This is a genomic window from Streptomyces sp. NBC_01244 (assembly GCF_035987325.1).
Lineage (GTDB): Bacteria > Actinomycetota > Actinomycetes > Streptomycetales > Streptomycetaceae > Streptomyces.
Window position 1 is genome coordinate 4,990,501 of sequence record NZ_CP108488.1, and the last position, 24,155, is coordinate 5,014,655.

Annotated in this window: 18 protein-coding genes; 12 read left to right on the forward strand and 6 right to left on the reverse strand. The window is 74.1% G+C overall.

Features of this window, described 5'->3' with window-relative positions; translation table 11 throughout:
• The 3 genes from OG247_RS22460 to OG247_RS22470 form a co-directional block, all read right to left on the reverse strand.
• Nucleotides 1-1,491 (reverse strand): pyridoxal phosphate-dependent decarboxylase family protein, encoded by a 1,491-nt coding sequence (locus OG247_RS22460; protein ID WP_327253920.1) that lies wholly within the window; start codon nucleotides 1,489-1,491, stop codon nucleotides 1-3.
• The gene (locus tag OG247_RS22465) at nucleotides 1,488-2,957 is read right to left on the reverse strand and encodes an FAD-dependent oxidoreductase (RefSeq protein ID WP_327253921.1); all 1,470 of its coding nucleotides are present in this window, start codon (nucleotides 2,955-2,957) and stop codon (nucleotides 1,488-1,490) included. Before OG247_RS22465 ends, OG247_RS22460 begins: the two co-directional genes overlap by 4 nt.
• Nucleotides 2,958-3,096: 139 nt before the next feature.
• On the reverse strand, nucleotides 3,097-4,083 hold the full coding sequence (locus OG247_RS22470) for an arylamine N-acetyltransferase family protein (RefSeq protein ID WP_327253922.1): 987 nt from the start codon (nucleotides 4,081-4,083) through the stop codon (nucleotides 3,097-3,099).
• Between the two features lie 250 nt (nucleotides 4,084-4,333).
• Between OG247_RS22470 and OG247_RS22475 the strand changes: the two genes are divergently transcribed.
• Nucleotides 4,334-5,590, forward strand: coding sequence for an IS701 family transposase (locus OG247_RS22475; RefSeq protein WP_327253923.1), 1,257 nt, complete (start codon nucleotides 4,334-4,336; stop codon nucleotides 5,588-5,590).
• Here the strand turns inward: OG247_RS22475 and OG247_RS22480 are convergent.
• Complete coding sequence (locus OG247_RS22480; RefSeq protein ID WP_327253924.1) at nucleotides 5,566-7,521, reverse strand: helix-turn-helix domain-containing protein; 1,956 nt, start codon at nucleotides 7,519-7,521, stop codon at nucleotides 5,566-5,568. The two genes, OG247_RS22475 and OG247_RS22480, sit on opposite strands and share 25 nt — an antisense overlap.
• Nucleotides 7,522-7,757: 236 nt before the next feature.
• On the opposite strand from OG247_RS22480, the gene OG247_RS22485 reads away from it, so the two are divergent.
• Complete coding sequence (locus OG247_RS22485) at nucleotides 7,758-8,564, forward strand: 50S ribosomal protein L11 methyltransferase (RefSeq protein WP_327253925.1); 807 nt, start codon at nucleotides 7,758-7,760, stop codon at nucleotides 8,562-8,564.
• Here the strand turns inward: OG247_RS22485 and OG247_RS22490 are convergent.
• A complete protein-coding gene (locus tag OG247_RS22490; RefSeq protein WP_327253926.1) occupies nucleotides 8,530-9,624 on the reverse strand; it encodes a transaldolase family protein in 1,095 nt (364 codons plus the stop codon). The genes OG247_RS22485 and OG247_RS22490 overlap by 35 nt on opposite strands.
• Nucleotides 9,611-10,624, reverse strand: a complete 1,014-nt coding sequence (locus OG247_RS22495) for an NADPH:quinone reductase (RefSeq protein WP_327253927.1) — start codon at nucleotides 10,622-10,624, stop codon at nucleotides 9,611-9,613. Before OG247_RS22495 ends, OG247_RS22490 begins: the two co-directional genes overlap by 14 nt.
• 101 nt (nucleotides 10,625-10,725) lie before the next feature.
• Between OG247_RS22495 and OG247_RS22500 the strand changes: the two genes are divergently transcribed.
• From OG247_RS22500 to OG247_RS22545, 10 genes are all read left to right on the forward strand, one after another.
• Nucleotides 10,726-11,178, forward strand: coding sequence for a GNAT family N-acetyltransferase (locus tag OG247_RS22500; protein ID WP_327253928.1), 453 nt, complete (start codon nucleotides 10,726-10,728; stop codon nucleotides 11,176-11,178).
• Nucleotides 11,179-11,234: 56 nt separating this feature from the next.
• Nucleotides 11,235-11,777 (forward strand): SRPBCC family protein, encoded by a 543-nt coding sequence (locus OG247_RS22505; protein WP_327253929.1) that lies wholly within the window; start codon nucleotides 11,235-11,237, stop codon nucleotides 11,775-11,777.
• Nucleotides 11,778-11,883: 106 nt separating this feature from the next.
• Nucleotides 11,884-13,461, forward strand: coding sequence for a class I adenylate-forming enzyme family protein (locus tag OG247_RS22510; RefSeq protein WP_327253930.1), 1,578 nt, complete (start codon nucleotides 11,884-11,886; stop codon nucleotides 13,459-13,461).
• Between the two features lie 18 nt (nucleotides 13,462-13,479).
• Nucleotides 13,480-14,745 carry an FAD-dependent monooxygenase gene (locus tag OG247_RS22515; RefSeq protein ID WP_327253931.1) on the forward strand — a complete coding sequence of 422 codons (1,266 nt, stop codon included), beginning with the start codon at nucleotides 13,480-13,482 and terminating at the stop codon, nucleotides 14,743-14,745.
• Nucleotides 14,742-16,730: an FAD/NAD(P)-binding protein gene (locus OG247_RS22520; RefSeq protein WP_327253932.1), complete on the forward strand. Its 1,989-nt coding sequence runs from the start codon at nucleotides 14,742-14,744 to the stop codon at nucleotides 16,728-16,730. Before OG247_RS22515 ends, OG247_RS22520 begins: the two co-directional genes overlap by 4 nt.
• On the forward strand, nucleotides 16,727-18,193 hold the full coding sequence (locus OG247_RS22525) for a class-II fumarase/aspartase family protein (RefSeq protein ID WP_327253933.1): 1,467 nt from the start codon (nucleotides 16,727-16,729) through the stop codon (nucleotides 18,191-18,193). The genes OG247_RS22520 and OG247_RS22525 overlap by 4 nt, the downstream gene beginning before the upstream one ends.
• Entirely contained in the window at nucleotides 18,190-19,560 is a 1,371-nt protein-coding gene (locus OG247_RS22530) for a nitrate/nitrite transporter (protein ID WP_327253934.1), read from the forward strand. Before OG247_RS22525 ends, OG247_RS22530 begins: the two co-directional genes overlap by 4 nt.
• Nucleotides 19,553-21,667, forward strand: a complete 2,115-nt coding sequence (locus OG247_RS22535; protein WP_327253935.1) for a molybdopterin oxidoreductase family protein — start codon at nucleotides 19,553-19,555, stop codon at nucleotides 21,665-21,667. The genes OG247_RS22530 and OG247_RS22535 overlap by 8 nt, the downstream gene beginning before the upstream one ends.
• Nucleotides 21,664-22,953, forward strand: coding sequence for an FAD-dependent oxidoreductase (locus OG247_RS22540; protein ID WP_327253936.1), 1,290 nt, complete (start codon nucleotides 21,664-21,666; stop codon nucleotides 22,951-22,953). The genes OG247_RS22535 and OG247_RS22540 overlap by 4 nt, the downstream gene beginning before the upstream one ends.
• On the forward strand, nucleotides 22,950-24,152 hold the full coding sequence (locus OG247_RS22545) for an NAD(P)/FAD-dependent oxidoreductase (protein ID WP_327253937.1): 1,203 nt from the start codon (nucleotides 22,950-22,952) through the stop codon (nucleotides 24,150-24,152). The genes OG247_RS22540 and OG247_RS22545 overlap by 4 nt, the downstream gene beginning before the upstream one ends.
• Nucleotides 24,153-24,155: the final 3 nt, after the last annotated feature.

Genomic DNA, 24,155 nt, shown 5'->3' on the forward strand with positions numbered 1-24,155 from the left:
TCAGATCTCCTCGGGTGCGCGGAGCCGGCCGGCGGCCCACGCGATGTCCTTGAGCAGCTGGTCCACGACGGCCCTGCCGGTCCGGGGGTGCAGGATGCAGACCCGGACGACCATGCCGTGCCGGGGCAGTTCGGTCGTCGTCAGATAGACGTTGCCGTGGGAGCACACGAGCTCGCACAGCTTGGCGTTGAGCCGGTCCAGTTCGCCTTGGCCGAGGCCTTCGGCGGTGAACTTGAAGTTGAGCACGGGCAGGTGCAGGGGGTGGTCCGCGACCACCTCCAGCCCGTCGATGCGCGGGAGTTCGCGCGCGAGGTACTCGATCAGGTCGAGCTTCTCGTCCATGCAGGCCTCGAAGGCGTCGACGCCGTGCATCTTCAGCGGCAGCCACGCGGTGAGGCCGCGGATCTCCCGGGACAGCTCGGGGCCGTAGGTGCAGAAGTCCCCGATCTCGTCCTCTTCGACGAGGCCCGGCAGATAGGAGGCGCCGGGGATCTCGAAGGTGCGGCGCAGGCTCTCCTGGTCCTTGACGAGCAGGGCCGAGCTTCCGTGCGGGAGGAAGAGGGACTTGTGCGCGTCGACGGCGATCGAGTCGGCCTCCTCGATGCCCCGCAGCGCGGCGCGGCCGCGCTCGGTGATGCGGAAGAAGCCGCCGAAGCAGGCGTCGGCGTGGAACCAGATGCCCTCCTCGCGGCAGATCCCGGCGATCGCCGCCAGGTCGTCCACCGCACCGGAATTGGTGGTTCCGGCGGTGCCCACGACGGCGGCAGGAACCAGCCCGGCGGCCCGGTCGGCGGCGATGGCGGCCCGCAGGGCGCCGAGGTCCATCGCGCAGTCCTCGCGGGCGGCCACCGAGCGGATCCGGGAGCCCGGGATGCCGGCGATGCCGGCCGCCTTGGCGACCGAGTAGTGGCCCTCGGAGGAGACGTAGACGACGGGCTCCCCGGGGAGGTCCTCGGCGGCCCGCCGGGCGCAGAGCAGGCCCATCAGGTTGGCTATGGAGCCGCCCGTGGTGAGGTACCCGAAGGAGCCCTCCCCGTAGCCGAGCATCCGGCCGTACCAGCGGATGACGTTGCGCTCGATCTGCTGGAAGCCGGGGGCGGCGATCCACACTCCGGCGAAGCGGTTGATCGAGCGGGCGATGAAGTCGCCGACCGCGCCCTGGAAGAGGCCCCCGGAGGGGACGTGCGCCATGAACCCGGGGTGGGGGTGCATGGTGCCGTTGGCGGTGGCCGGGCCGAAGAGCTCGTCGAGGAGCTCGCCGACCTCGGCCCCTTGCCGCGGGATCTCGTCCTCGCGCAGTTCGGCGCAGATCTTGCGGCCCGCCTCGTACGCCTCCGTCTGCAGGGAGTCGTTGACGTAGCTGGCGGGGTGCGCGCCGTCGGCCAGCTCCTGGTGGAAGCCGAGGACCCGCTCGGAGACGGCGTCGAGCAGTGCGCGCATGGCCTGCGGGGAGAGGTTGAGTGCCAGCTCCTCCTGCTGCCCCGCGGTCACTTCTTGCCCCCGCGGGTCGCGGCGGTCGCGGTGGTGACGCCGCCCGCGCCGGCCGTGGTGCCGGGGTCGGTGTGGCCGGCGACGGACCTCCCCTTGCCCCCGATCCGCTCGCCGAAGGCCTGGTGGATCTTCCCGGCCTCGGTCTCCGGATCGAAGCGCTCCAGCAGGTCCGTGAGGGCCTGCTGGTCGCGTTCGTACAGCTCCAGGGAGACGTCGTACGGGATGGTCGTGAAGGCCACGCGCTGGTAGAGCGGGACGAAGTGGTCCGGGTAGCGCTCGTGCAGCTCCCGTTCGATGCGCCGCTGTGTGTGGTACTGCTGCTGTCCGGCCTGCGCGCTGAGCTCGTCCAGGTGGGCCCGGGACAGCGCGATGATCGCGTCGCCCGGCGCCTTGCGGGCGGCCGTGAAGTCGGCCAGCGTCTGCTGGACGGCGGCGGCCGGGTCGTGCCGGGTGAGCGCCCGCTGGAACAGCTCGATGAAGGTCGCGACGTCCTCGAAGCTGCAGTTGATGCCCTGTCCGTAGAACGGGACCATCGTGTGCGCGGCGTCGCCGAGGAGCACGGTGCGGCCGTAGTGGAACGGGTTGCACCGGACGATCTTCAAGGAGGCCGGCGGAGCGGCGAAGAAGTCGTCCGTCAGGTCGGGGAGCAGACTCACCGCGTCCGGGAAGTACTTGTAGAAGAACGCCTTCACCGCCGCGGAGGTGGTGAGCTGGCGCAGGCCCGGACGGCCGTTCTCGTCGGGATCCAGCGGCATGAACAGCGTCGTGGTGTACGAGCCGTCCTGGTTGGGCTGGGCGATGAGGACGAACTCGCCGCGCGGCCACAGGTGCAGGGCGTGCCGGTCGTCGCCGCTGGTCATCGTGCGCAGCGCGTGCTCGCCCTTGCCGCCGGGCGGCATGTGGAGCTCGATGTAGCCGTGCTTGATGAACTCCTGCTGGACCTCGAGCCGGGCGCCGGCCTTGGTCATCTCGTGCCGGACGATGCTGTTGGCACCGTCCACGCCGAGCAGCAGGTCGCCCTCGGCCTCCCGGACGCCCTTGTCCTTCGCGACGAAGACGGCGCGGGCGTTGCGGGTGTCGACCTTGATCGCCTCGTGGTCGAAGAAGACCCGGGCTCCGGCTTCCTCCGCCTCGGTGAGCAGGGTGCAGTGGAGCACGTGGCGCGGGATGGACAGGAGATGGTGTTCCTTGGTCCCGTAGGGCTGGGACGTCAGGGAACCGTCGTCGTGGTGCACGACCCGCCGCGGGCACGGGACACCGTGGCCGTAGAGGACGTCGCGCAGTTCCGGATCGAGCGTGGACAGGCCGCGCAAGGTCAGGGTGAGGTTGAAGGAATGACCGCGCCCGGTGCGCGGCAGACGCGGATCGGGACCGCGTTCGTAGATGTCGACTTCGATGGAAAGTTTGCGCAGCTGCCGTGCCACGAGGCAGCTGACGGGGCCCCCACCGATGAGGATCGCTCTCAAGGGAAAGTCCTCCAGATTCTGTGTACAGAGCGGCAGTTGAGCCGATGTGTCACACGCGGCGATCCTCAGGCCAAAGTTTCCGGGCGGACAACGGAACAGAGGTCGGTGTGTCACCTCCGGAGTGACCGGAACACGGCGTTCAGGAGGCCGGAACCGGCATTTTGCGGGACGGACGGTGCACGGCCCCCTCCCACAGCGGCTTCACGCGCGGCAGGCTCGACGGCGGCTGCGGAAGCGTCGCCGGATACACGGCGTCGATCTCGCGGGCGATCGTCACGCGGCTGATCAGCTGCGAGTGGTCCGAGCGCGGCAGTTCCACCTCGAAGAGGTCGTGCAGCAGCGCCGGGATCTCCTGCGGCTTGAACCGGCGCTCGGTGGCCGTACCGTCCGGCAGCACGGTGGTCAGGACGGTGCTGTCGAGGAAGTGGTGCTCCCGCTCACCCATCTTCTGGGCCACCAGGCGGCACGCGAACGGCGAGCGCGGGTGCGTGGACAGGAAGTGGTTCGCGACCAGCCAGTCCTGTGGGTGGCGCTGGTCCAGGGTGAAGGCGTGCAGGTCGAACCAGCCCTGCGGACCGCTGGCCTGGAGCGCGTACACGCCGTCGCCCAGCTCGGTGGTCTCCCGGTTCAGCCGGAAGCCCCAGCCGTCGGAGGTCACCTCGGCGCCGTCCGCCAGCTCGACGGGCTCCAGCGGGTTGCGGCCGAACCCCGGGTCGCACACCCACACCCGGCCGGTCTCGGCGGTCTCCGCCGTTTCCACCCGCAGCAGGGCGTGCGTGGCCGGGCGGATGCCGTCGGCGCCGACCCGGACCCGCGAGGCGAGCCCCGTCACCGCGAAGCCGATGCGCTCCAGCGCGGCCGCGAGCAGCAGGTTGTGCTCGTAGCAGTAGCCGCCGCGGCGCCGGCGCACCAGCTTGTTCTGCAGATCCAGCAGGTCCAGGGAGACCGGTCGGCCGAGGACGATGTCGACGACCTCGAAGGGGATGGCGGTGATGTGCGCCCGGGTCAGGGCACGGAGCACATCGATCGTGGGGGCGAGCTCCCCGGTGTAGCCGATCCGCAGGAGGTACGCGTCCAGATCAAGTCGGCTGCCCTGCCAGGCCGTGGCGTCGTCGTTCTGCATCATGGCGCTCATCGTGCATACCGGACCCGCAACGGTCCGGTGTCCGGTCCCGAGAACGTCAGATCGGCCGGGAATCCATCACCTTCGCCACCTGCCCGGGTACCACCCGACCCCCCCGCATCCCTTGTGCCGCAAGGGCTGTGGGGCCCCGCCACCACCCTCCGGGCACACCCAGGTGGCCGCCGCACCTCCCCTGCGCGCAGGTCCCCGGCGGACGGTGTGACTGCATCCGACGCAGTCAAGGGGGCATGTCATGACCACCGTCATGAACACCAACGTCCGGAAGGAAGGGTCCGTCGTGGGGGCGCAGAGGGGCCGCGCCACCGCGGTCCAGCTCCGGCGAGACCAGCTGAGCGAGGTGACCGAGGACCTGTGCGCCACGGTCTTCGCCTCGCTCCGCCGCAAGGATCAGCGGGAAAGAGGCCTGCAGTACGTACGGGGCCTGCTCACCACCCATGGGCGCAAGTCGATCCGCAGCATCGCCGCGCAGGTCGGGGGCCCCGCCGCCGAGCAGAGCCTGCACCACTTCATCTCCAGTTCCACCTGGGACTGGCAGCCCATCCGCACCGCGCTCTCGCGCTACCTGGAGGCCTCCACCCCGCTCACCGCGTGGGTCGCCCAGCCGATGGCGATACCCAAGGGCGGCGAGCACTCCGTGGGCGTGGGCCACCGCTTCGACCCGCACCAGGGCCAGATGTTCCGCGGCCAGCAGGCCTTCGGCACCTGGTTCATCTCTCCCGAGATGGCCACTCCGGTGGGCTGGCGGCTCTTCCTGCCGGACGCCGAGAACAACGCCGAGGCCGTGGCCAATTCGGCCCAGCGCCAGGTCGGCGCGCCCGAGGCCGCGCAGCACATGTCGTACGAGGAGTGCGCCGCGAGCGGCGTCATCGAGACGGTCAAGGCCTCCGGGATGCCCGCGCGTCCCGTGGTCCTCGACATCCGGCACATCGGCACCCGCCTGACGATGAACCGCTTCGCCGAGGCCCGGGTACCCGTCATCGCGCGGATCAGCCCGAACAGCCGGCTGCTCGTCACCGACCCGGCACTGCCCGGCTACGGCTCCGGCCTCATGAACGCCGGAGACGTGCTCCAGTCCATCAAGGGGCTGCGCACGCCCGTGGAATGGCAGGATCCGGTCAACCCGTCCGTGCACCGCAGCAGTCTCGCCGCCGCGGTGCGCGTGATGATGCCCGACCCGTCGCAGTCCCGCCGCCGCCAGCTGCTGCTGATCGGCGAGTGGACCGACCCGCGCCGGCTGCCGACCCAGATGTGGATCACCGACCTGACCCGGCTGCCCGTGGGGCCGCTGCTGCGGCTCACCAAGAAGGCCCGCCGGGTCACGCTCTCCGCCCAGCACAGCGGCCAGGAACTGGGCCTGCGCGACTACGCGGGGCGCTCCCTGCACGGCTGGCACCGGCACGTCACCATGGCCTCCATCGCGCACGCCGCCCACAGCCTCGTGGGTCCGGCGCAGCACCAGGAGTCCTACGCCGTGCCCGCGACCTCCTGACCCGCCTCGGCACGCCGCTCCTGCAGCACCTGGCGGGCCTTGCGCAGGCGCAGCGCCATCTGGATCTCCAGGGCCCGGTCCGGCTTCTGCCACAGCGGGCCGAGCAGTTCCGCGATGCGGTCCAGGCGGCGCGAGACGGTGTTGGCGTGGACGTGCAGCGCCTCGGCCGCGTGAGTGGGGCTGCCGCCCGACTCGAAGTACGCGTCCAGGGTGCGGGCCAGCTCCGTGAAGCGGGTCTCGTCGTACTCCAGTACCGGGCCGATCGTCGAGCCGATGAACGCCTCGACATCGTGGTCCGTGGACAGCAGCAGGCCCAGGAAGCCCAGTTCGCTCAGCGAAGCGGTGCCGCCGGCCCCGTCCAGCGCGGTCAGGGCGTCCAGGCAGCGCACGGCCTCGGCATACACCCGGGCCACCTCGGGGGCGCCCTGCGAGGGGCCCGCGGCGCCCGTGGACACCGGGTGGCCGAGCAGCGGTGACAGCTCGGCCGAGACCTGGCGGGCGGCGGCCGAGGCGTCGGAGCCGGGCAGCACGAGCACGATGCAGCCGCGGCGCACGCCCTTGAGGCCGTTCATCCGGTAGGCGTACGACGACGCCCAGGCCACGGCCCTGCCCAGCTCCCCGCCCTCCGGCCGGGCCACGACCACGACGTGCGGGCGGTCCAGCTCGATGCCCAGGCGCCGCACCCGCTCCAGCAGGTGCCGGTCGGAGCGGTTCGGCCGGTCCAGCAGTTCCTGGAGCAGCTCCTCGTGGACCGGCCCCTCGGCCGCCGCCATGCCGCGCTGGATCAGGATCAGCGAGGCCACCGTCTGCGAGGCCATCTGCAGCAGCCGTACGTCCTCCACGGTGAGCGGCGCCGAGGCGTGCAGCACCAGGACGCCCAGGTTCTCGGCGCCGGCCAGCACCGGGGCCAGCCACACGTCACCGGGCAGTTCCACGGGCAGCAGGTCGGCATGGACCGCCAGGGCCGCCTTCGCCACGGCCTCCTCGTCGAGGTCGGCCGGCAGCTCGCCGGTGGAGACCAGCGGCCGCCCGCCGGGATCCCGGACCTGGAGGACCCCGTCCAGCGCGTCCGCGGTGGCCCGAGCCAGCGCCGACATGTTCGCCCCGTCCAGGACCAGCCCGGCCATCCGGGCGTGGCACTCCCACAGGTAGCGGACCCGGGTCAGCGTGGTGTTGGTCCGGGAGCCGAACCACTCCAGCTCGGTGACCTCCTCCCGGGTCTGCTCCAGCAGCCGCGCCTTCTCGATGGCGACGGCGGCCAGGTCGGCGAGCGAGAACAGCAGCCCGATCTCGTCCGGGGTGAAGCGGCGCACGGCGCGGTCGGCGCCGTACAGGGCGCCCAGGGTGGTCTCCCCGTGGCGCAGCGGCACCGCGATGATCGCGTGCAGGCCCTCGGCGCGGACCACGGCGTCCAGGCCGGGGCCGTGCGGAACGGTGTCGTCGTTCAGGTAGTCGGCGCTCCACACGGGCGCGCGGCGGGCCTGGGCCATGCTGCCCAGGCCGTGGCCGGCGCCCGCTTCGAGCCCGACGTTGAGGTCGGTGGTCTCGCCCTCGGAGGTCCGTACGTAGCCCGTGCCGTCGGGGCGGTCGAGTGAGACCCAGGCCATGTCGAAGCCGAGCAGCCGCCGGGCCCGCCGGGTGATCACCCGCAGCAGGCTGTCCAGGTCGTACGGCGAGGTCAAGTCGTGCGCGGTGTCCACCAGCGCGGTGAGCGCCGCCTCCCGTTGCTGACGCCGCCCGGCGCTCGCCTGGACCGCGCGCGCCAGTTCCAGTGCCCGGGTCAGCTCGGCGATCTCCGCCGCGCCGGCCCCCGCCCTGCGCCTGTCGGACAGCAGACCCTCGAAGCGGCTCTGCGGTGCTTCCTCCGCGAGGAGTTCCAGCACGGCCAGCGTGCCGGAGCCCCCCGGATCGGAACCGATGTCCGGCCCCATGTGTGTCTCCCCCCATCTGACCAGTGAAATCAAGCCAGATCACCGAACCTAGGTTCCGTCCGGCGACGGGTCAAGCGGACTCCTGCCGGTGGGGCGTGGTCGCGGGTGGTGGTGGCCCGGCAACCACCGGGGCGCCGAGGAGTGTCGCGGGGTCACCTTCTCGGTGCCCCGGCCAGCCGGGATTCTGACATCCGTACCGAAAGAGGACGCCGCACACCACGGGGGCAGAGAGCGTCATGACACTGGTCAGGGACTACCGGCGTGCGCCGGAACAGAGCCGGAGTGCGGGGGAGGGGGCCGGGCGGCCCGACGGCCCCGCGCCGTGCGGGCACGAGCGGGCCCCGCGGCCCGACGCCATCGCGCCGCCGCGCTCCCGCGCCCGCTCCACCGACGCCGCGATGAGACTGCTCGGCTTCGACGGCTCCCTGGCGGGCGATTCCCCGACGCGGCCGCGCTCCGGCTCGTTCCTGGCGGTCGGCAGTGGTACGGGCGCCGTCGCGCTCTCCGCGGCCCTCGCCGGCTCCGAGCGGGTCGTCGCCTCGGACACCGACCCGCAGGCCGTGCGCACCACGGCGCTGACCGCCGCCCGGCACGGGCTGTCGGATCGGGTGCGGGCCGTCGAGGGGGACCTCTTCTCCGGTCTCGGCGCCCACGAGCGCTTCGCCACCGTCTACTGGCACTCCGACTTCGTGCCGGCCCTCGCGGAGCACCACTGCGCCCACGCCCACACCCACGCCCACACCCGCGCGTCCGCGCCCGCCGGCTACGCCGCCCACCTGCGCTACCTCACCGAGGCACCCCGGTGGACCGAGCCGGGCGGGTCGGCGCTGCTGCACTTCAGCGACCGCGGCGACGTGCCGGGCCTGTGGGACCTGGCCGACACCTGCGGCCGCGAGCTGCGCGTGCTGCGCAGCCGCCGGATCAAGGAGGCCGACGGGATCGTCGAGCACCTGCTGTTCGAGATCACCGTCGCCCCGGTGGCGCCTCCCGAGCCCGCGCCCCGCGCGCTCACCCCTCGGGTACGGGTACGCGGCCGGGCTTGATCCGGAGCTCCAGCAGGGCCCGGGCCCGGGACCACACGGCGACGCACGCCCGGCTGTGCCGGTCCGCCGCCCCGGCCAGGGCGGGGGCGGCGGCCGCCAGGTCCAGATCGCGGCGGGCCCGCGGGCCGGTGCCGCTGAGCGTGTCGCCGCGCAGCAGCGCCCCGTGGGCCACCGCGTCCAGCGCGGCCCCGGACAGCGCCACACCGGTGCCCCAGCCGACGAGCCGGGGCACGGTGCCGGCCGCCGTCGCCGGGTCGAAGCCCGACCACATCAGGCGGTGCGGGCGGGCCCCCGCGGCGACCAGGGCGGGCCATCGGGGGTCGTCGTAGCGGGCGTCGGCGCGGTCGTAGAGCAGCCGGGCGACCTGCACCGCGGCCGGGCCGAGTGCGGTGACGTGCAGGCCCGAGACGAAGGCGATCCGGCCGAGGTCCAGGCCCGCGGCATGCGCGAGGCCCAGTCCGGCGAGCCAGGCATCGAGGACGGCCTCGTACGCCTCCACCCCGAACACCGGGCCGCAGTAGACGCTCAGGCCCTCGCCGAGACAGCGCAGGGCGGCGGTCAGCCCCTCCGGGGTGGCCTCCACCGCCACCAGGGCGTTGGGCCGCCGGACGCGGTGCGCGAGACGCCGGACCGCTTCCGTCTTCGCGCTCGCGCCCGCGTCGGCGTGCCAGGGGGCGAGGGGCACCACGACCAGGCCGTCCGCGCCGTCGCCGGCCGTGTACCAGGGCAGCAGGATGTCGCAGGCCCGGCGCGCGTCGCCGGCGACCAGTTCCTCCAGCAGCTCGCCCGGACCGTCGTACCGGTCCCCCCGGGCCTCGCCGTGGACGGCGGAGGCGACACCGCGCTCCAGCTCCGGGTCGTAGACGTCCGTGCGGTCCAGGTCGGCCAGGACGGAATCCACGTCGCACAGCAGGCCGCGCACCCCGGAGACCGTGATCAGGCGGTCGAGATCGCCGGCGGCCAGGCCGGTCCGGCCGATGCCCTCCAGCCAGGGCGACACGCCCTCGGCCGCGAGCCGCCGCAGGACGCTCCCGTCCCGCGGCGGTTCAGCGCCCGCCACCGGGCCGGAGTCCGGCCGTGTCCAGCGCGGGCAGGAGCAGCGCCCGGCGGCCGTGCAGGTCGCCCTTCTCGATCCGGCGGTGGACGTCCGCGGCCTCGCTCAGCGGCAGCTTCTCCAGGGCGCGGGGGCGCAGCAGGCCCGCCGCGAGGAGCCGGTTGATGGCCCGGGCGGCCTCGGCCAGTTCGGCGGAGGTGGCGCTGGAGATGACGAAGCCGCGGACGGAGCCGTCCTTCATGTAGAGGGCGCCCGCGGGCAGCACCGGGGCGGTGCGGGCTCCGGCGAGCAGGACGATGCGGCCGCGCGCGGCGAGCGCGTCGACGGCCGCGGTCAGGTCGTTGCCGCCGGAGGTGTCCAGGTGCAGGTCGATGCCGCCGGGCGCGAACTCCCGCAGGCGCTCGGCGAGCGCGGGATCGCGGTAGTCGAGCACCTCGGCGGCGCCCAGGGCGCGGCAGTGCCCGAAGTCCTCCGGGCGGGCGGTGGCCAGCACCCGGGCCCCCGCCTCGGCGGCCATGACCACCATCGCGCTGCCGACGTTGCCGGCGGCGCCCGCGACCAGGACGGTGTCGCCGGCGCGCAGCGCGCCGTGGGTGAAGAGTCCGAGGTAGGCGGTCGCCGCCGGGTGCACCACGGCCACGGCCTCGTACGGGTCCACGCCCTCCGGCAGCCGGTAGAGCCGCTCGGCGGGGACCACGGCGAGCTCGGCCGCCGGGCCCTGACGGCCGGCGTGGCCGAGGCTGTTGCTCCACACCTGGTCGCCGGGGCGCAGGCCGGGCGCGCCCGGGCCCGCCTGGACGACCGTGCCCACGAGGTCGCGGCTGATCACGAAGGGGAAGGGGACCGGGGTCCGGTACAGGCCGGAGCGGACGAAGGTGTCCACCGGGTTGACGGTCGTGGCGGTGACCCGCACCAGGACGTCGCCGGGGCCGGGGACGGGGGCGGGCAGTTCGCCGTACTTGATGGCGTCCGGGGACCCGAGTTCTTCGATGAAGGCAGCACGCATGGTCGGATTGTGCGCGGGGCCACACGGCAGGGCACACCCTGCTCGCCAAGTCCGTCAACTCCCGGGCCCGCGGGGCTGTTCGCCGTCCTAGGGTGACGTCCGTGCAGCTGGAATTCACCGAAATCGACCCCCACGGGCCCGTGTTCGAGTCGCTGGCCCGCCCCCTCTACCGGGCGCTGCGGCCCGCCCTGTCCGACGCCGCCTTCACCGCCTTCGCCCGCGAGGGCGCGGCCCAGGGGCTGGTGTTCACGGCCGCACGGACCCCCGACGGCCGCTGCGCGGCCCTGGCCGCGCACCGGGTCCTGGCCACCAGCCGGGGCCGGGTGCTGTTCGTGGACGACCTGGTCGGCGATCCCGCGCTGCGCGGGGCCGGGGCGGGCGGCGCGCTGTGGGAGGAACTCGTACGGCGTGCCCGGCTGGCCGGCTGCGTCCGCGTCGAGCTGGACTCCGGCGTGACCAATCACGGGGCGCACCGCTTCTACCACCGAAAGCGCATGGCGGTGGCCGCATTTCATTTCTCCTACGACCTGGCGCAGGACCCGGAGACGACCTGACGGACCCCCCGGCGCACCTTTGACCGGCGGCCGCGCAGAAAAGCAAGCTTCCGGCCATGACACAGGTCACCAGCACCGAGAATGCACTCTTCGAACTCAGCTCCTCGCTTTATGTGGACGCCGCTCCGGCGGACGTCTACGACATCGTGAGCGATCTCGCCCGCAGCGGCGAATGGAGCCCCGAATGCGTCGGCGGCGAATGGACCGTCGGTACCCCGCGCACCGTCGGTTCCGTCTTCCGCGGTGAGAACCTGCGCAGCGAGGACGTCGTCGGCTGGGCCCCCGTGGTGCGCGGTACCTGGTTCACGGAGTCCGAGGTCGTCGCCGCCGAGCCCGGCCGGGCCTTCCAGTGGGCCATGCGCGACAGCGCCGGCCGCAGGCAGCAGAGCGTCTGGGGCTTCGCGATCGAACCCCAGGGCACCGGCTCGCGCCTCACCCACCACTTCCGCATGATCTCCGCCACCGAGGGGATCCGCGGTATCACCTCGGAGATGTCCGACACCGAGCGGGAGGCGTTCTTCGCCGAATGGGGCGCCAAGGTCGAAGGCGACCTCGGCACGACCCTCGGCCGGATCAAGGACGTCGTCGAAGAGAACTGAAAAGTCTTCCGGCCCCGGCCGGAAGGAATGTACGCCCCGACGCAGTGGAGTTCCGGTATTCCCCTCCGGGCCGGATTCCCGTATCCAACGACGAGAGCCTGACCACATGCTTCTGCAGCGCATAGCAAATCGCGGAATCCGCCTGGGAACCCTCCTCGAACGAGCTGCGTCCCGGCACCCCTCGAACGTCCTGATCCTCGATCACGACCTCGACGCGGCCCCGCAGCTGGGCCGGCGCGCCACGATCGCCGAGGTGGCCGACGCCGTGGACGACCTCGCGTCCCGGCTGTGGGCCGCCGGGGTGCGCCCCGGCGGGCGGGTCGTCATCTACAAGTCGGACGCCTTCGACATCACCCTGCTGGCCTGCTCCGCGGCCCGCATCGGCGCGGTGCCCGTGCTGCTCTCCCCCCAGCTCGACGGTGCGACCGCCGCCGAACTGGTCCGCCGCACCGAGCGGCCGTTCCTGGTCACCGACCGGAGCAAGCTGGACGAGGAGCTGCCCGAGGGCATCTTCGGGATCACCGAGCGGGTCCTGCTGACCGCCGGCGTCCACGAGCAGGCGACGGCGCTGGCCGACCTGGCCGGCGCACGCCGGATCCCCGCGGTCACGATGCCCGTGGACCACCCCACGCTCATCACCCACACGTCCGGCACCACCGGCACCCCGAAGCTGGCCGTGCACACCGGCCGCAGCCTGCAGGCCCGTTACCGTCCGCAGGCCGCCGCGGTGCTCCCCGTACTGCCCGGCCGCGAGACGATCGCGCTGCACGTCTCCTTCGTGCACTCGCGGCTCTTCACCGCCCTCGCCATCTCGCTGCTGCGCGGCTTCCCGATCCTCGTCCTGCGCGAGTCGGACCCGAAGCACGTCGGCGACCTCTTCGCCCAGCTGCGGCCCGGTGTCCTGGAGGCCCACCCCAACTCCTTCATGGAGTGGGAGGAGCTCGCCGAGGACCCGCGCGGCCCGCTGGCCAACGTCAAGCTGTTCAGCAGCACCTTCGACGCGATCCACCCGCGTACGGTGCGCACCCTGCTGGGCGCCACCCGCCGCAGGGGCGCCCTCTTCGGCCAGCTGTACGGCCAGAGCGAGGTCGGCCCCGCCGTCGTACGGGCCTTCTCGCGCCGCCGCGGCGAGGACGACGACGGCCGCTGCGTCGGCATCCCGTTCCCCGGGATGACGGACGTCCGCGTCGTCAGCCGCGACGGCAACCCGGTGTCACCCGACAACCCCGGCTACATCGAGGTCCGCAGCGACGGCCGGATCGTCACTTACCTCGGCGAGCAGGAGCGCTACGACAGCCAGGTCTCCGACGGAGGCTGGTGGCGGATGGGCGATGTCGGCTACCGCACCAAGTGGGGCTGCGTGCACCTGCTGGACCGCGAGGTCGACCTCATCGAGGGCTTCGGCAGCACCCTCGCCGCCGAGGACACCCTCTTCGGGAAGCTCGAGGAGCTCACCGAGGTCATCGTCATCCCCGGCCCGGACGGCCGGGCGACCCCGATCGTCTGCACCAAGGACGACAAGCCGCTGGACGCCATCCGCTGGCAGCGCGCCGCGGCGGGCCTGTCCCCGATGGCCGACCCCGTGCACATGCGGCTGGAAGAACTGCCCCAGACCGCCACGTCCAAGATCAAGCGACTGGAGCTGGTCCGGCTGATCGCCGCCCGGACCGCCCCGCTCGCCTAGCCGCTGCCGGAGAGCCACATGTCAAGAATCATCATCGTGGGCGGCGGCATCGGCGGGCTCGCCGCCGCCCTCGGCATCAGCGAACGGGGCCACGAGGTCCTCGTACTGGAACGCGCGCCGGAGTTCGCCGAGATCGGCGCCGGCATCCAGATCGCCCCCAACGGGCTGCACGCCCTGGACCGGCTCGGCGTCGGCGAAGCCGCCCGCGCCATCACCGTCCGCATGGACGAACTGCGCTTCATGGACGGTGTCTCGGGCGCGCACGTCGCGAGCCTGCCGCTCACCGAGGACTACCGCGCCGAGTTCGCCAATCCGTACGCCGTCGTCCACCGCGCCGAACTGCACCGCATCCTGCTCGACCGGTGCCTGGCCGACCCGCTGATCAGCCTGCGCAGCGGTGTCACCGTCACCGGATACACCCAGGACCCGGCACGGGCCACCGTCCTGCTCGCCTCCGGCGAGGCCGTCGACGGCGACGCGGTGATCGGCGCGGACGGCATCAACTCGGCCGTCCGGGCCCAGCTCGTCGGCGACGGCGCGCCCCGCGTCTCCGGGATCACCGTCTACCGGGCGATCATCCCGATGGACGAGGTCCCCGAGGACCTGCGGATGCCGCGCTCCGTCGCCTGGTGGGCCGGACCGCACTGCCACCTCGTGCACTACCCGATCGCCGGCGGCGCCTACCTCAACCTCGCGGCCAGCAAGGACGACGGCCGTACGGAGCCCTTCGCCGGCGTGGCCGTCGACGAGGCCACCGTGCTGCGGGAGTTCGCCGGCCTCGGCGAGACGGCCCGGCGCCTGATGGCCGCGGGCCACGACTGGAAGTCGTGGATGCTCGTCGACCGCGACCCGGTCTCCCAGTGGACCGACGGCCGCGTCGTCCTCCTCGGCGACGCCGCCCATCCGATGCTGCACTACGCCGCCCAGGGCGCCTGTCAGGCCCTGGAGGACGCCGTCGTGCTCGGCGCCCTCATGGACGGCCCCTCCGGCGAACTCGCCGTCCGCTTCGAGAAGTACAACGCGCTCCGCCGCGAGCGCACCGCCCGCATCCAGCTCGCCGCCCGCTGGAGCACGGCGCTGTGGCATCCCGCGGGCCCGGCGGCCGACGAGCGCAACGCGCTCCTGTCCGGCCTGTCGGAGACCGAGATGCGCGGCCACGTCGGCTGGATGCACGGCCTGCGCGACCCCCTGCGCGACCCCCTGAACGACCCCCTGAACGACCCCCTGAACGACCCCCTGAACGACCCCCTGACCGTCCCTCTCCCCAACGGAGCCCCCGCGTGACGACCTCCAACTCCCACACTGAACTGTGCGTGATCGGGGCCGGCCCCCGCGGTCTCTCGGTCCTGGAACGGCTGCTCTCCCGCGAGCGCCACACCCCGCAGCACGCGTCCGTGGTCATCCACGTGGTCGACCCCGCAGCCCCGGGCGCCGGCGCCGTCTGGCGCACCGAGCAGTCCCGCCACCTGCTGATGAACACGGTGGCCTCGCAGATCACCGTCTACACCGACGAGACGTCGAAGATCGACGGCCCGATCGAGAACGGCCCGAGCCTGTACGAGTGGGCCCAGTCGCTGGCCCTGCTGGCCGACGAGGCCGCGTACACCGCGCCGACCCTCGCCGAGGCCCGTGCGCTCGGCCCCAACACCTACCCCTCGCGCGCCTTCTACGGCGAGTACCTGCGCGACTCCTTCGAGCGCCTGGTGGAGAACGCCCCCGCGCACGTCACCGTCGAGGTGCACCGAGCCAAGGCCGTGGCCATCGCCGACACCCACGGCGTCCCCGGCGGCCCCCAGGGCGTCCGCCTCGACGACGGCACCCGCCTCAACGACCTCGACGGCATCGTCCTGGCCCTCGGCCACGTCCCCTCGCGCCTGACCGTCCGCGAGGAGCGCACCGCGAGCCTGTCGCGGATCCACCACCTCACCTACGTCACCCCCGGGAACCCGGCCGACGTCGACCTGAGCACGGTGGAAGCCGGCCAGAACGTGCTGCTGCGCGGTCTCGGCCTCAACTTCTTCGACCACATGGCCCTCTTCACGGCCGGCCGCGGCGGCGTCTTCGAGCGCGAGGACGGCAAGGTCGTCTACCGGCCCTCCGGCCAGGAGCCCAAGCTCCACGCCTTCTCCCGGCGCGGTGTCCCGTACCACGCCCGCGGCGAGAACGAGAAGGGCAGCGACGGCCGTTACTTCCCGCGGCTGCTCACCCCCCAGCTCATCGAGAAGCTGCGCGAGCGGTCCGACGACGGCACCCCGGTCAGCTTCTCCGCCGACCTGTGGCCCGTCATCTCCCGCGAGGTCGAGTCGGTCTACTACGCCACCCTGCTCTCCACCCGCGGCCAGGACGACTCCGTCCGCGAGGAGTTCACCCGCCGCTACCTGGCCGTCCCCATCGGTGAGGACACCGGCGACCTGCTCGCCGAGTTCGGCATCGGGGACGACGCCCGGTGGGACTGGGACCGCCTGTCCCGCCCGTACGGCGACCGGAAGTTCACCAGCCGCACCGAGTTCCACGCCTGGCTCACCGAGTACCTGGCCGCCGACGTCGTCGCCGCCCGCGCCGGCAACGTCAGCGGACCGCTCAAGGCCGCCCTCGACGTCATGCGCGACCTGCGCAACGAGATCCGCCTCGCCGTCGACCACGGCGGTCTGGAGGGCAACTCGCACCGCGACGACCTCGAGGGCTGGTACACCCCGCTCAACGCCTTCCTCTCGATCGGCCCGCCGGCCTCCCGCATCGAGGAGATGATCGCGCTGATCGAGGCCGGGGTGCTCACCATCACCGGCCCCGGCACGCGGGTCCGCATCGACCCGACGACCCAGCAGTACGTCGCCGAGTCCCTCGAGGTGCCGGGCGAGCCCATCCGCTCCCGCGCCCTCATCGAGGCCCGGCTGCCCGAGCCCGACATCCGGCGCACCGCCGACCCGCTGCTCCAGCACCTGCTCAACACCGACCAGGCCGCGCCCTACACGATCGCCGGCAGCCACGGGACGAACTACGAGACCGGCGGCCTCGCGGTCACCGAGCGCCCCTACCGGCTCATCGACGGCCGCGGCCGGGCCCACCCGCGGCGCTTCGCCTACGGGGTGCCCACCGAGTCCGTGCACTGGGTCACCGCGGCCGGCATCCGCCCGGGCGTCGACTCCGTCACCCTCGGCGACTCCGACGCCATCGCCGGCGCCGCGCTGTCCCTGCCCCCGGTCTCCCAGGTGCCCGCGGGCATCCGCCCGGTGGTGTCGCACGCCGACTTCGCCGGGGTGATCGTGTGATCCGGACGGCCGACTGCCCGGCGGACGCGGGGCTGTTGTCCCCCGTTCGCGCGGGCACGCCCGTCGAAGCCGCCGTGGACGACCGGGCCTGGCTGCGCGCCATGCTCGACGCCGAAGCGGCCCTGGCCCGGGCGCAGGCCCGGCTGGGCACCCTGCCCGCGGAGGCCGCCGAGGTCATCTCGGACACCGCCCTGACGGCGGAGTTCGACCTGCGGGCGCTGGCCCTGGCCGCCCGGGAGACCGCCAACCCGGTGGTCGGCCTGGTCGCGGCGCTGACCCGCGAGGTCGCCTCCCGCGACCCGAAGGCCGCCGAGTACGTCCACCGCGGCTCCACCAGCCAGGACATCTTCGACACCGGCGCCATGCTCGTCGCCGACCGTGCCCTGCGGCTGATCCGCGCCGACCTGGCCCGCACCGCGCGGGCCCTCGGTGCCCTGGCCCTGCGCCACCGGGACACCCCGATGGCCGGCCGGACCCTGGCCCTCCAGGCCGTGCCCACCACCTTCGGGCTCAAGGCGGCCGGCTGGCGCCAGCTGGTGCTCGACGCCGAGGCCCGGATCTCCGCCGTCCTCGCCGAGGGACTGCCCGTCTCCCTCGGCGGGGCGGCGGGCACCCTCGCCGGATACCTGGAGTACGCCGAGATCGACGACGCGGGACGGCACGAAGGGGCCCCGGGCCGTACCGGTTCCGGCGCCGGCCGCACCTTCGACCGGGCCCGGTACCTCGACGAACTCGTCGACGTCTTCGCCGCGGAGACGGGCCTGGCCCGGCCCGTCCTGCCCTGGCACAGCCTGCGCACCCCGCTCGCCGACCTCGCCGCCGTGCTCGGCTTCACCGCCGCCGCGCTCGGCAAGATCGCCCTCGACGTGCAGAACCTGGCCCGCACCGAGACCGGCGAGGTCGCCGAGCCCGGCCCGGCCGGCCGCGGCGGCTCCTCCGCGATGCCCCACAAGCGCAACCCGGTGCTCGCCACCCTGCTGCGCAGCGCCGCTCTCCAGGTGCCCGTCATCGCCGCGGGCCTCACCCAGTGCCTGCTGAGCGAGGACGAGCGCTCCGCCGGAGCCTGGCACGCCGAGTGGCTGCTGCTCCGTGAAGGCCTGCGGCTCGCGGGCGGCGCCGCGCACACGGCCGTCGAGCTCGCCGAGGGCCTGACCGCCGACCCCGGCCGGATGGCCGCCAACCTGGCCCTGACCGACAGCCGGATCGTCTCCGAGCGGATCGCCGCCCGGCTCACCCCGGCGCTCGGCAGGCCGGCCGCCAGGGAACTGCTGACCCGGGCCTCCCGGTCCGCGGCGGCCAACGGCCTTCCGCTGGCCGCCGTCCTCGCCGAGGCCCCCGAGCTCGCGGGCCGGATCGGACGCGAGCGCCTCGCCGAGCTGTGTGACCCCACGGGCTACACCGGCGCCGCCGGCGACCTCGTCGACCGCGCCCTGGCCACCGGACAAGGAGCGGACACCCGATGAGAGGCAAGGCCTGGATCACCGAATGGGATCCGGAGGACGAGGTCTTCTGGGAGCGGACCGGCCGCCGGGTCGCGCGCCGCAACCTGTGGCTCTCCGTGCTGTCCGAGCACATCGGCTTCTCCGTGTGGAGCATGTGGTCGGTGCTCGTGCTGTTCATGTCCCCGGAGATCGGCTTCGACTTCACCAAGGCGGAGAAGTTCCTCCTGGTGGTCACGCCCACCCTGGTCGGCGCCGTCCTGCGGCTCCCGTACAGCAGCGCCGTGGCCCGCTTCGGCGGCCGCAACTGGACGGTCTTCGCGTCCGGCGTGCTGCTCGTCCCCTGCGGCCTGGCCGCGTACTTCGTGCAGCGGCCCGGCACCCCGCTGTGGGTGTTCCTGCTGATCGGCGGGCTCGCCGGGGTCGGCGGCGGCAACTTCGCCTCCTCGATGACCAACATCACCGGCTTCTACCCGCTGCGGCACCAGGGCTGGGCGCTGGGCCTCAACGCGGGCGGCGGCAACCTGGGCGTGGCCTTCGTCCAGCTGCTGGGGCTCCTCGTCATCGCCACCGCGGGCAGCACCCACCCCTCGTACGTCGCCGCCGTGTACCTGCCGCTGATCGGCTGTGTCGCGCTGCTGGCCGCGGTGAAGATGGACAACCTGGCCACCCTGCGCACCGCACCCGGCGCCCTGCGCGAGGCGGCCGCCCACCCGGACACCTGGTGGATCTCCCTCCTGTACATCGGGACCTTCGGCTCCTTCATCGGCTACGGCTTCGCCTTCGGGCTGGTCCTGCAGAGCCAGTTCGACTCCACCGCCCTGGAGGCCGCCTCCGCGACCTTCCTGGGCCCCCTGCTCGGCTCGCTGTCGCGGCCCCTGGGCGGCCGGCTCGCCGACCGCTACGGCGGCGCCCGCGTCACCCTGTGGAACTTCCTCGGCATGACGGTCGGCACCGCCGTCCTGCTCGTGGCCTCGCTCCAGGGCTCCTTCGCGCTGTTCATCGCCGCCTTCACGGTGCTGTTCGTGCTCACCGGACTCGGCAACGGCTCCACGTACAAGATGATCCCGGCCGTGCACGCCGCCGAGGCCGAGCGGGCCGTCGCGGCCGGCCACGACGCCGAGGCCGCCTTCACCCGATCCCGTCGGCGCTCCGGCGCGGTCATCGGCATCGCCGGCGCCGTCGGCGCCCTCGGCGGGGTCGCCATCAACCTGGCCTTCCGTACCGCGTACGGCAGTTGGGGCACCGGAACCGCGGCCTTCGCGGTGTTCCTCGGGTACTACGGGCTGTGCATGCTGCTCGTGTGGGCCGTCTACCTGCGGCCGCGCCCCGAGCAGGGCCCCGCCGAAGTGACCCGCCCGGACCGACAGCGGAGCACCACCCGTGTCTGAGACGGCACCGGGGGAGACCGCCACGCACTGCCCGTACTGCGCCCTGCAGTGCGGGACATTGCTGACCGGGACCGGCCCCGGCACCGGGCAGGAAGGGGCGGCCGCCACGGCCGCCCCGGCCACGGCCGGCATCCCGGCCCTGGCCGTCCGCCCCGACCCCGACTTCCCCGTCAACCGGGGCGGGCTGTGCCAGAAGGGCTGGACCGCACCCGAGCTGCTCGGCGTGCCGGACCGGCTGCGCACCCCCCTCGTGCACGGCCGCCCGGCGAGCTGGGACGAGGCGCTGGACGTGGTGGCCGCCGGGCTGCGCCGGGTACAGGAGCGGCACGGCAAGGACGCCGCCGCCGTCTTCGGCAGCGGCTCGCTGACCAACGAGAAGGCGTACCTCCTGGGCAAGTTCGCCCGGGTCGCCCTCGGCACCAGCCAGATCGACTACAACGGCCGCTTCTGCATGTCCTCGGCGGCCGCCGCCGGCAACGCCGCCTTCGGGATCGACCGGGGCCTGCCCTTTCCCGTCACCGACCTCGGCTCCGCCGACGTCGTGCTCATCGCGGGCGGCAACCCGGCCGAGACCATGCCCCCGCTCATGCGGCACCTGGAACACCCCCGGCTGATCGTCATCGACCCGCGCCGCACCCGGACCGCCGCGCGGGCCGCCCTGCACCTCCAGCCGGCCCCCGGCACCGACCTCGCGCTCGCCCTGGGCCTGCTGCACGTCGTCGTCGCGGAGGGCCTCACCGACACCGCGTACGTCGGGCAGCGCACCCGCGGCTTCGACGCCGCGTGGAGCCGGGCCCTGTCCTGGTGGCCCGAGCGCACCGAACGGGTCACCGGTGTGCCCGCCGCCCTGCTGCGCGAGGCCGCGCGGATGCTCGCCGGCGCGGACCGCGCGTACGTGCTGACCGGCCGCGGCGCCGAGCAGCACAGCAAGGGCACGGACACCGTGGCCGCCTTCGTCAACCTCGCCCTCGCCCTGGGCCTGCCCGGACGCGAGGGAAGCGGCTACGGCTGCCTCACCGGGCAGGGCAACGGCCAGGGCGGCCGCGAACTCGGCCAGAAGGCCGACCAGCTGCCCGGTTACCGCAGCATCGCGGACCCCGCCGACCGGGCCCACGTCGCCGCGGTCTGGGGCGTCGACCCGGCCTCGCTGCCCGGCCCGGGCCGCAGCGCCGTCGAACTGTTCGGCGCGCTCGGCCAGGACGTCCACGCCCTGCTCGTCTTCGGCTCGAACCCGGTCGTCTCGGCCCCCGACGCGGCCCGGGTGCGGCGACAGCTCTCCGCCCTCGACCTGCTGGTCGTCTCGGACTTCGTGCCCTCCGAGACGGCGGCGCTGGCGGACGTGGTGCTGCCGGTGGCCCAGTGGGCCGAGGAGGAGGGCACCATGACCAGCCTGGAGGGCAGGGTGCTGCGCCGGCGCCGCGCCCTGACCCCGCCGCCGGGAGTCCGCACCGACCTGGAGGTGCTGTCCGCGCTGGCCGGCCGGCTCGGCTTCGACGAGAGCGCCTTCCCCGCCTCCCCGCCGGCCGTCTTCGAGGAGCTGCGCGCCGCCACCCGCGGCGGCCGCGCCGACTACTCCGGGATCAGCTACGCGCGCCTGGAGACGGGCGAGGCCCTGTACTGGCCCTGCCCCGAGGGCTCGACGGGCACCCCGCGGCTCTTCCTCGACCGCTTCGCCCACCCGGACGGCCGGGCCGTCTTCGCGCCGGTGGACCACCGGGACGCCGCCGAACTCCGCAGCGACCTCTACCCGCTGCTCGCGACGACCGGCCGGGTGCTGGCCCAGTACCAGTCCGGCGCGCAGACCCGCCGGATACCGGCCCTGGTCGAGGCCTCCGGCGCCGAGTGCTTCGTCGAGGTCCACCCCGACACGGCGGAGCGCGCCGGGCTCGCGGACGGCGACCGCGCCCGGGTCCGCTCGGCCCGCGGCAGCACCGAGGCCGTGGTCCGCTACGAGGGCTCCCTGCGCCCGGACACCGTCTTCCTCCCCTTCCACTTCGGGGACGGGGGCAGCGCCAACCTGCTGACCAACCCCGCCCTGGACCCCGTCTCGCGGATGCCCGAGTTCAAGGTGTGCGCGGTGCGGCTGGAGGCGGTGGCCGCCCGATGACGCGCACCGTGATCGTGGGCAACGGCCGTTCCGGACGCGCGTACGCCGCCCGGCTCGCGGAGCGGGACGGCCGCGGACCGGTGGACCTGCTGGGCGCCGAGCCCGGACCGGTCCTGTGCCGGTCCCTGCTGGCGTCCGTACTGTCCGGCGAACTCCCCCCGCACCTCCTGCGCCTGCCGCCGCTGCCGCCCCCCGTGACCGAGCACGCCGGGGTCCCGGTGACCTCCGTGGACCGGGTCCGGCGCGTGGTGGTCCGGGCCGACGGGCGGGCGTTCCCCTACGACCGCCTCGTGCTGGCCACCGGCTCGGCGCCGAGCCTGCCGCCGATCGCGGGCCCGGCCGGGGCGTCGCCGCCCGACGGCGTCGCCGTCCTGCGGTCGGCGGCCGACGCGGCCCGGATACCGGCCGGCGCCGTCGTGGTGCTGGGCGGCGGCCCGCTCGCCGTCGAGGCCGCCTTCGCGCTGCGCCGCGCGGGCCGCGCCGAGGTGGCGCTCGTCCACCGCGGGCCGTGGCCCCTCGACCGGCACCTGCCCGAGCGGGCCGGTCGGGCCCTGGCGGCCCGGCTGGACGCCGCCGGGGTCGAAGTCCACCTGGAACAGCGGGCGGAGTCCTACGACCGGGCCAAACTCACCCTCACCGACGGACGGGTGCTGGCCGCCGACGCTCTCCTGCCGTGCACCGGCACCCTCCCGGAGAGCCGGCTGGCCCGCGAGGCCGGCCTCCCCGTGCGCACCGGCGTCCTCACCGACCCCGCGGGCCGCACCACCGACCCCGCCGTCCACGCGATCGGCTCCTGCGCGGAGCCGCTGCGCCCCCGCCCCGGCGGCTCCTTGCTGCGGCTGCGGGCCGACGGTGCGGGACTGCTGGCCTTCGGCAGCCTGGCGGACGCCGAGGAGAGCGTGGTCCTCACCGACCCGGCCCGTCACCGCTACGCCGAACTGGCCCTGCGCGCGGGCCGGGTGACCGGGGCCGCGGTCATCGGCCTCCCGCACGCCGTGGCCGCCGTCACCGGACTGCACGACAGCGGTGACCCCGCACCCCTCGACCTGCTGCCGCTGCTGCTCGGCAGCCCGGCGGCGGTCCCGGCCGCCGGGGACCCGCTGGACGCCGTGCTGTGCCACTGCAACGACGTCACCGGCCACAAGCTGGCCGCCGCCTGGCGCCGGGGCGCCCGGGACCTGCCCGCACTGGCTCGCGCCACCCGCGCCACCACCGGCTGCGGCGGATGCGCGGACGAGGTGCGCGCCCTGTGCGACGTACTCACGACCGAACGGAGCGACACATGACCCGGAACCTGGTCGTCGTGGGACACGGCATGGTCGGCCACCACCTGGTGGCCGAGGTGCGCGCCCGTGACCGGGGCGGGGCCTGGCGGATCACCGTGCACGGAGAGGAAGGGCGACCCGCGTACGACCGGGTCGCCCTCTCTTCGTACGCGCACGGCCGCGTCGCGGCCGCCCTCACCCTGCCCCGGGAGCCCCTCGAGGGCGCGGACGTCCGGCTGGGCAGCACCGTCACGGCCGTCGACCCGGCCCGGCGGACGGTGCGGTGTGCCGACGGGCGGGAGGTCCCCTACGACGCCCTGGTGCTCGCCACCGGATCCCGCCCCTTCGTACCGCCCGTCCCCGGGCACGACCTGCCCGGCTGCCACGTCTACCGGACGATCGAGGACGTCGACGCCATCCGGGCCGCCGCCCGGCCCGGCCGGCCCGCCGTCGTCATCGGCGGGGGCCTGCTCGGCCTGGAGGCCGCCAGCGCCCTGCACGCGCTCGGCATGCGCACCGAGGTGGTCGAGCGGGCCCCGTGGCTGATGGCGCTCCAGGTCGACGCGGGCGGCGGGGCCGTGCTGGGCCGCCGGATCTCGGCCCTCGGCATCGGCGTGCACTGCGACGCCGCCGTCGAGTCCGTCGATCCAGGCGCCGACGGTGCGGTCGCCGCCGTCACCCTGGCCGGGACCGGACCGCTCCCCGCCGACCTGGTGGTCTTCGCCGCCGGGGTCCGGCCCCGCGACGAACTGGCCGCCGCGGCCGGCCTGGCCCGGGCGGAGCGCGGCGGGATCCTCACCGACCGGCACTGCCGCACCTCGGACCCGGCCGTCTGGGCCGTCGGCGAGTGCGCGGCCGTCGAGGGCCGCTGCCACGGCATGGTGGCCCCGGGGCGCCGGATGGCCGAGGCGGTCGCCGCCCAGCTGACCGGCGACCCCGCCGCCGCCTTCCCGGGCGCGGACCCCGCCGCCCGGCTGAAGCTGCTGGGCGTGGAGGTGGCCGGCTTCGGCGACGTGCAGGGGCGGGAGCCGGGCGCGCTGGAGTTCGTGCGCCACGACCACCGCACGGACGCGTACGCCAAGCTGACCCTGGCCGCGGACGCCCGTACCGTGCTCGGCGCGGTCCTGTCCGGCGACACCCGCGCCTACCCCGCCCTGCACGCCCTGTACGGCCGCCCCCTGACGGCCTCGGCGGACCGGCTGATGCACACGCCGGGCTGAACG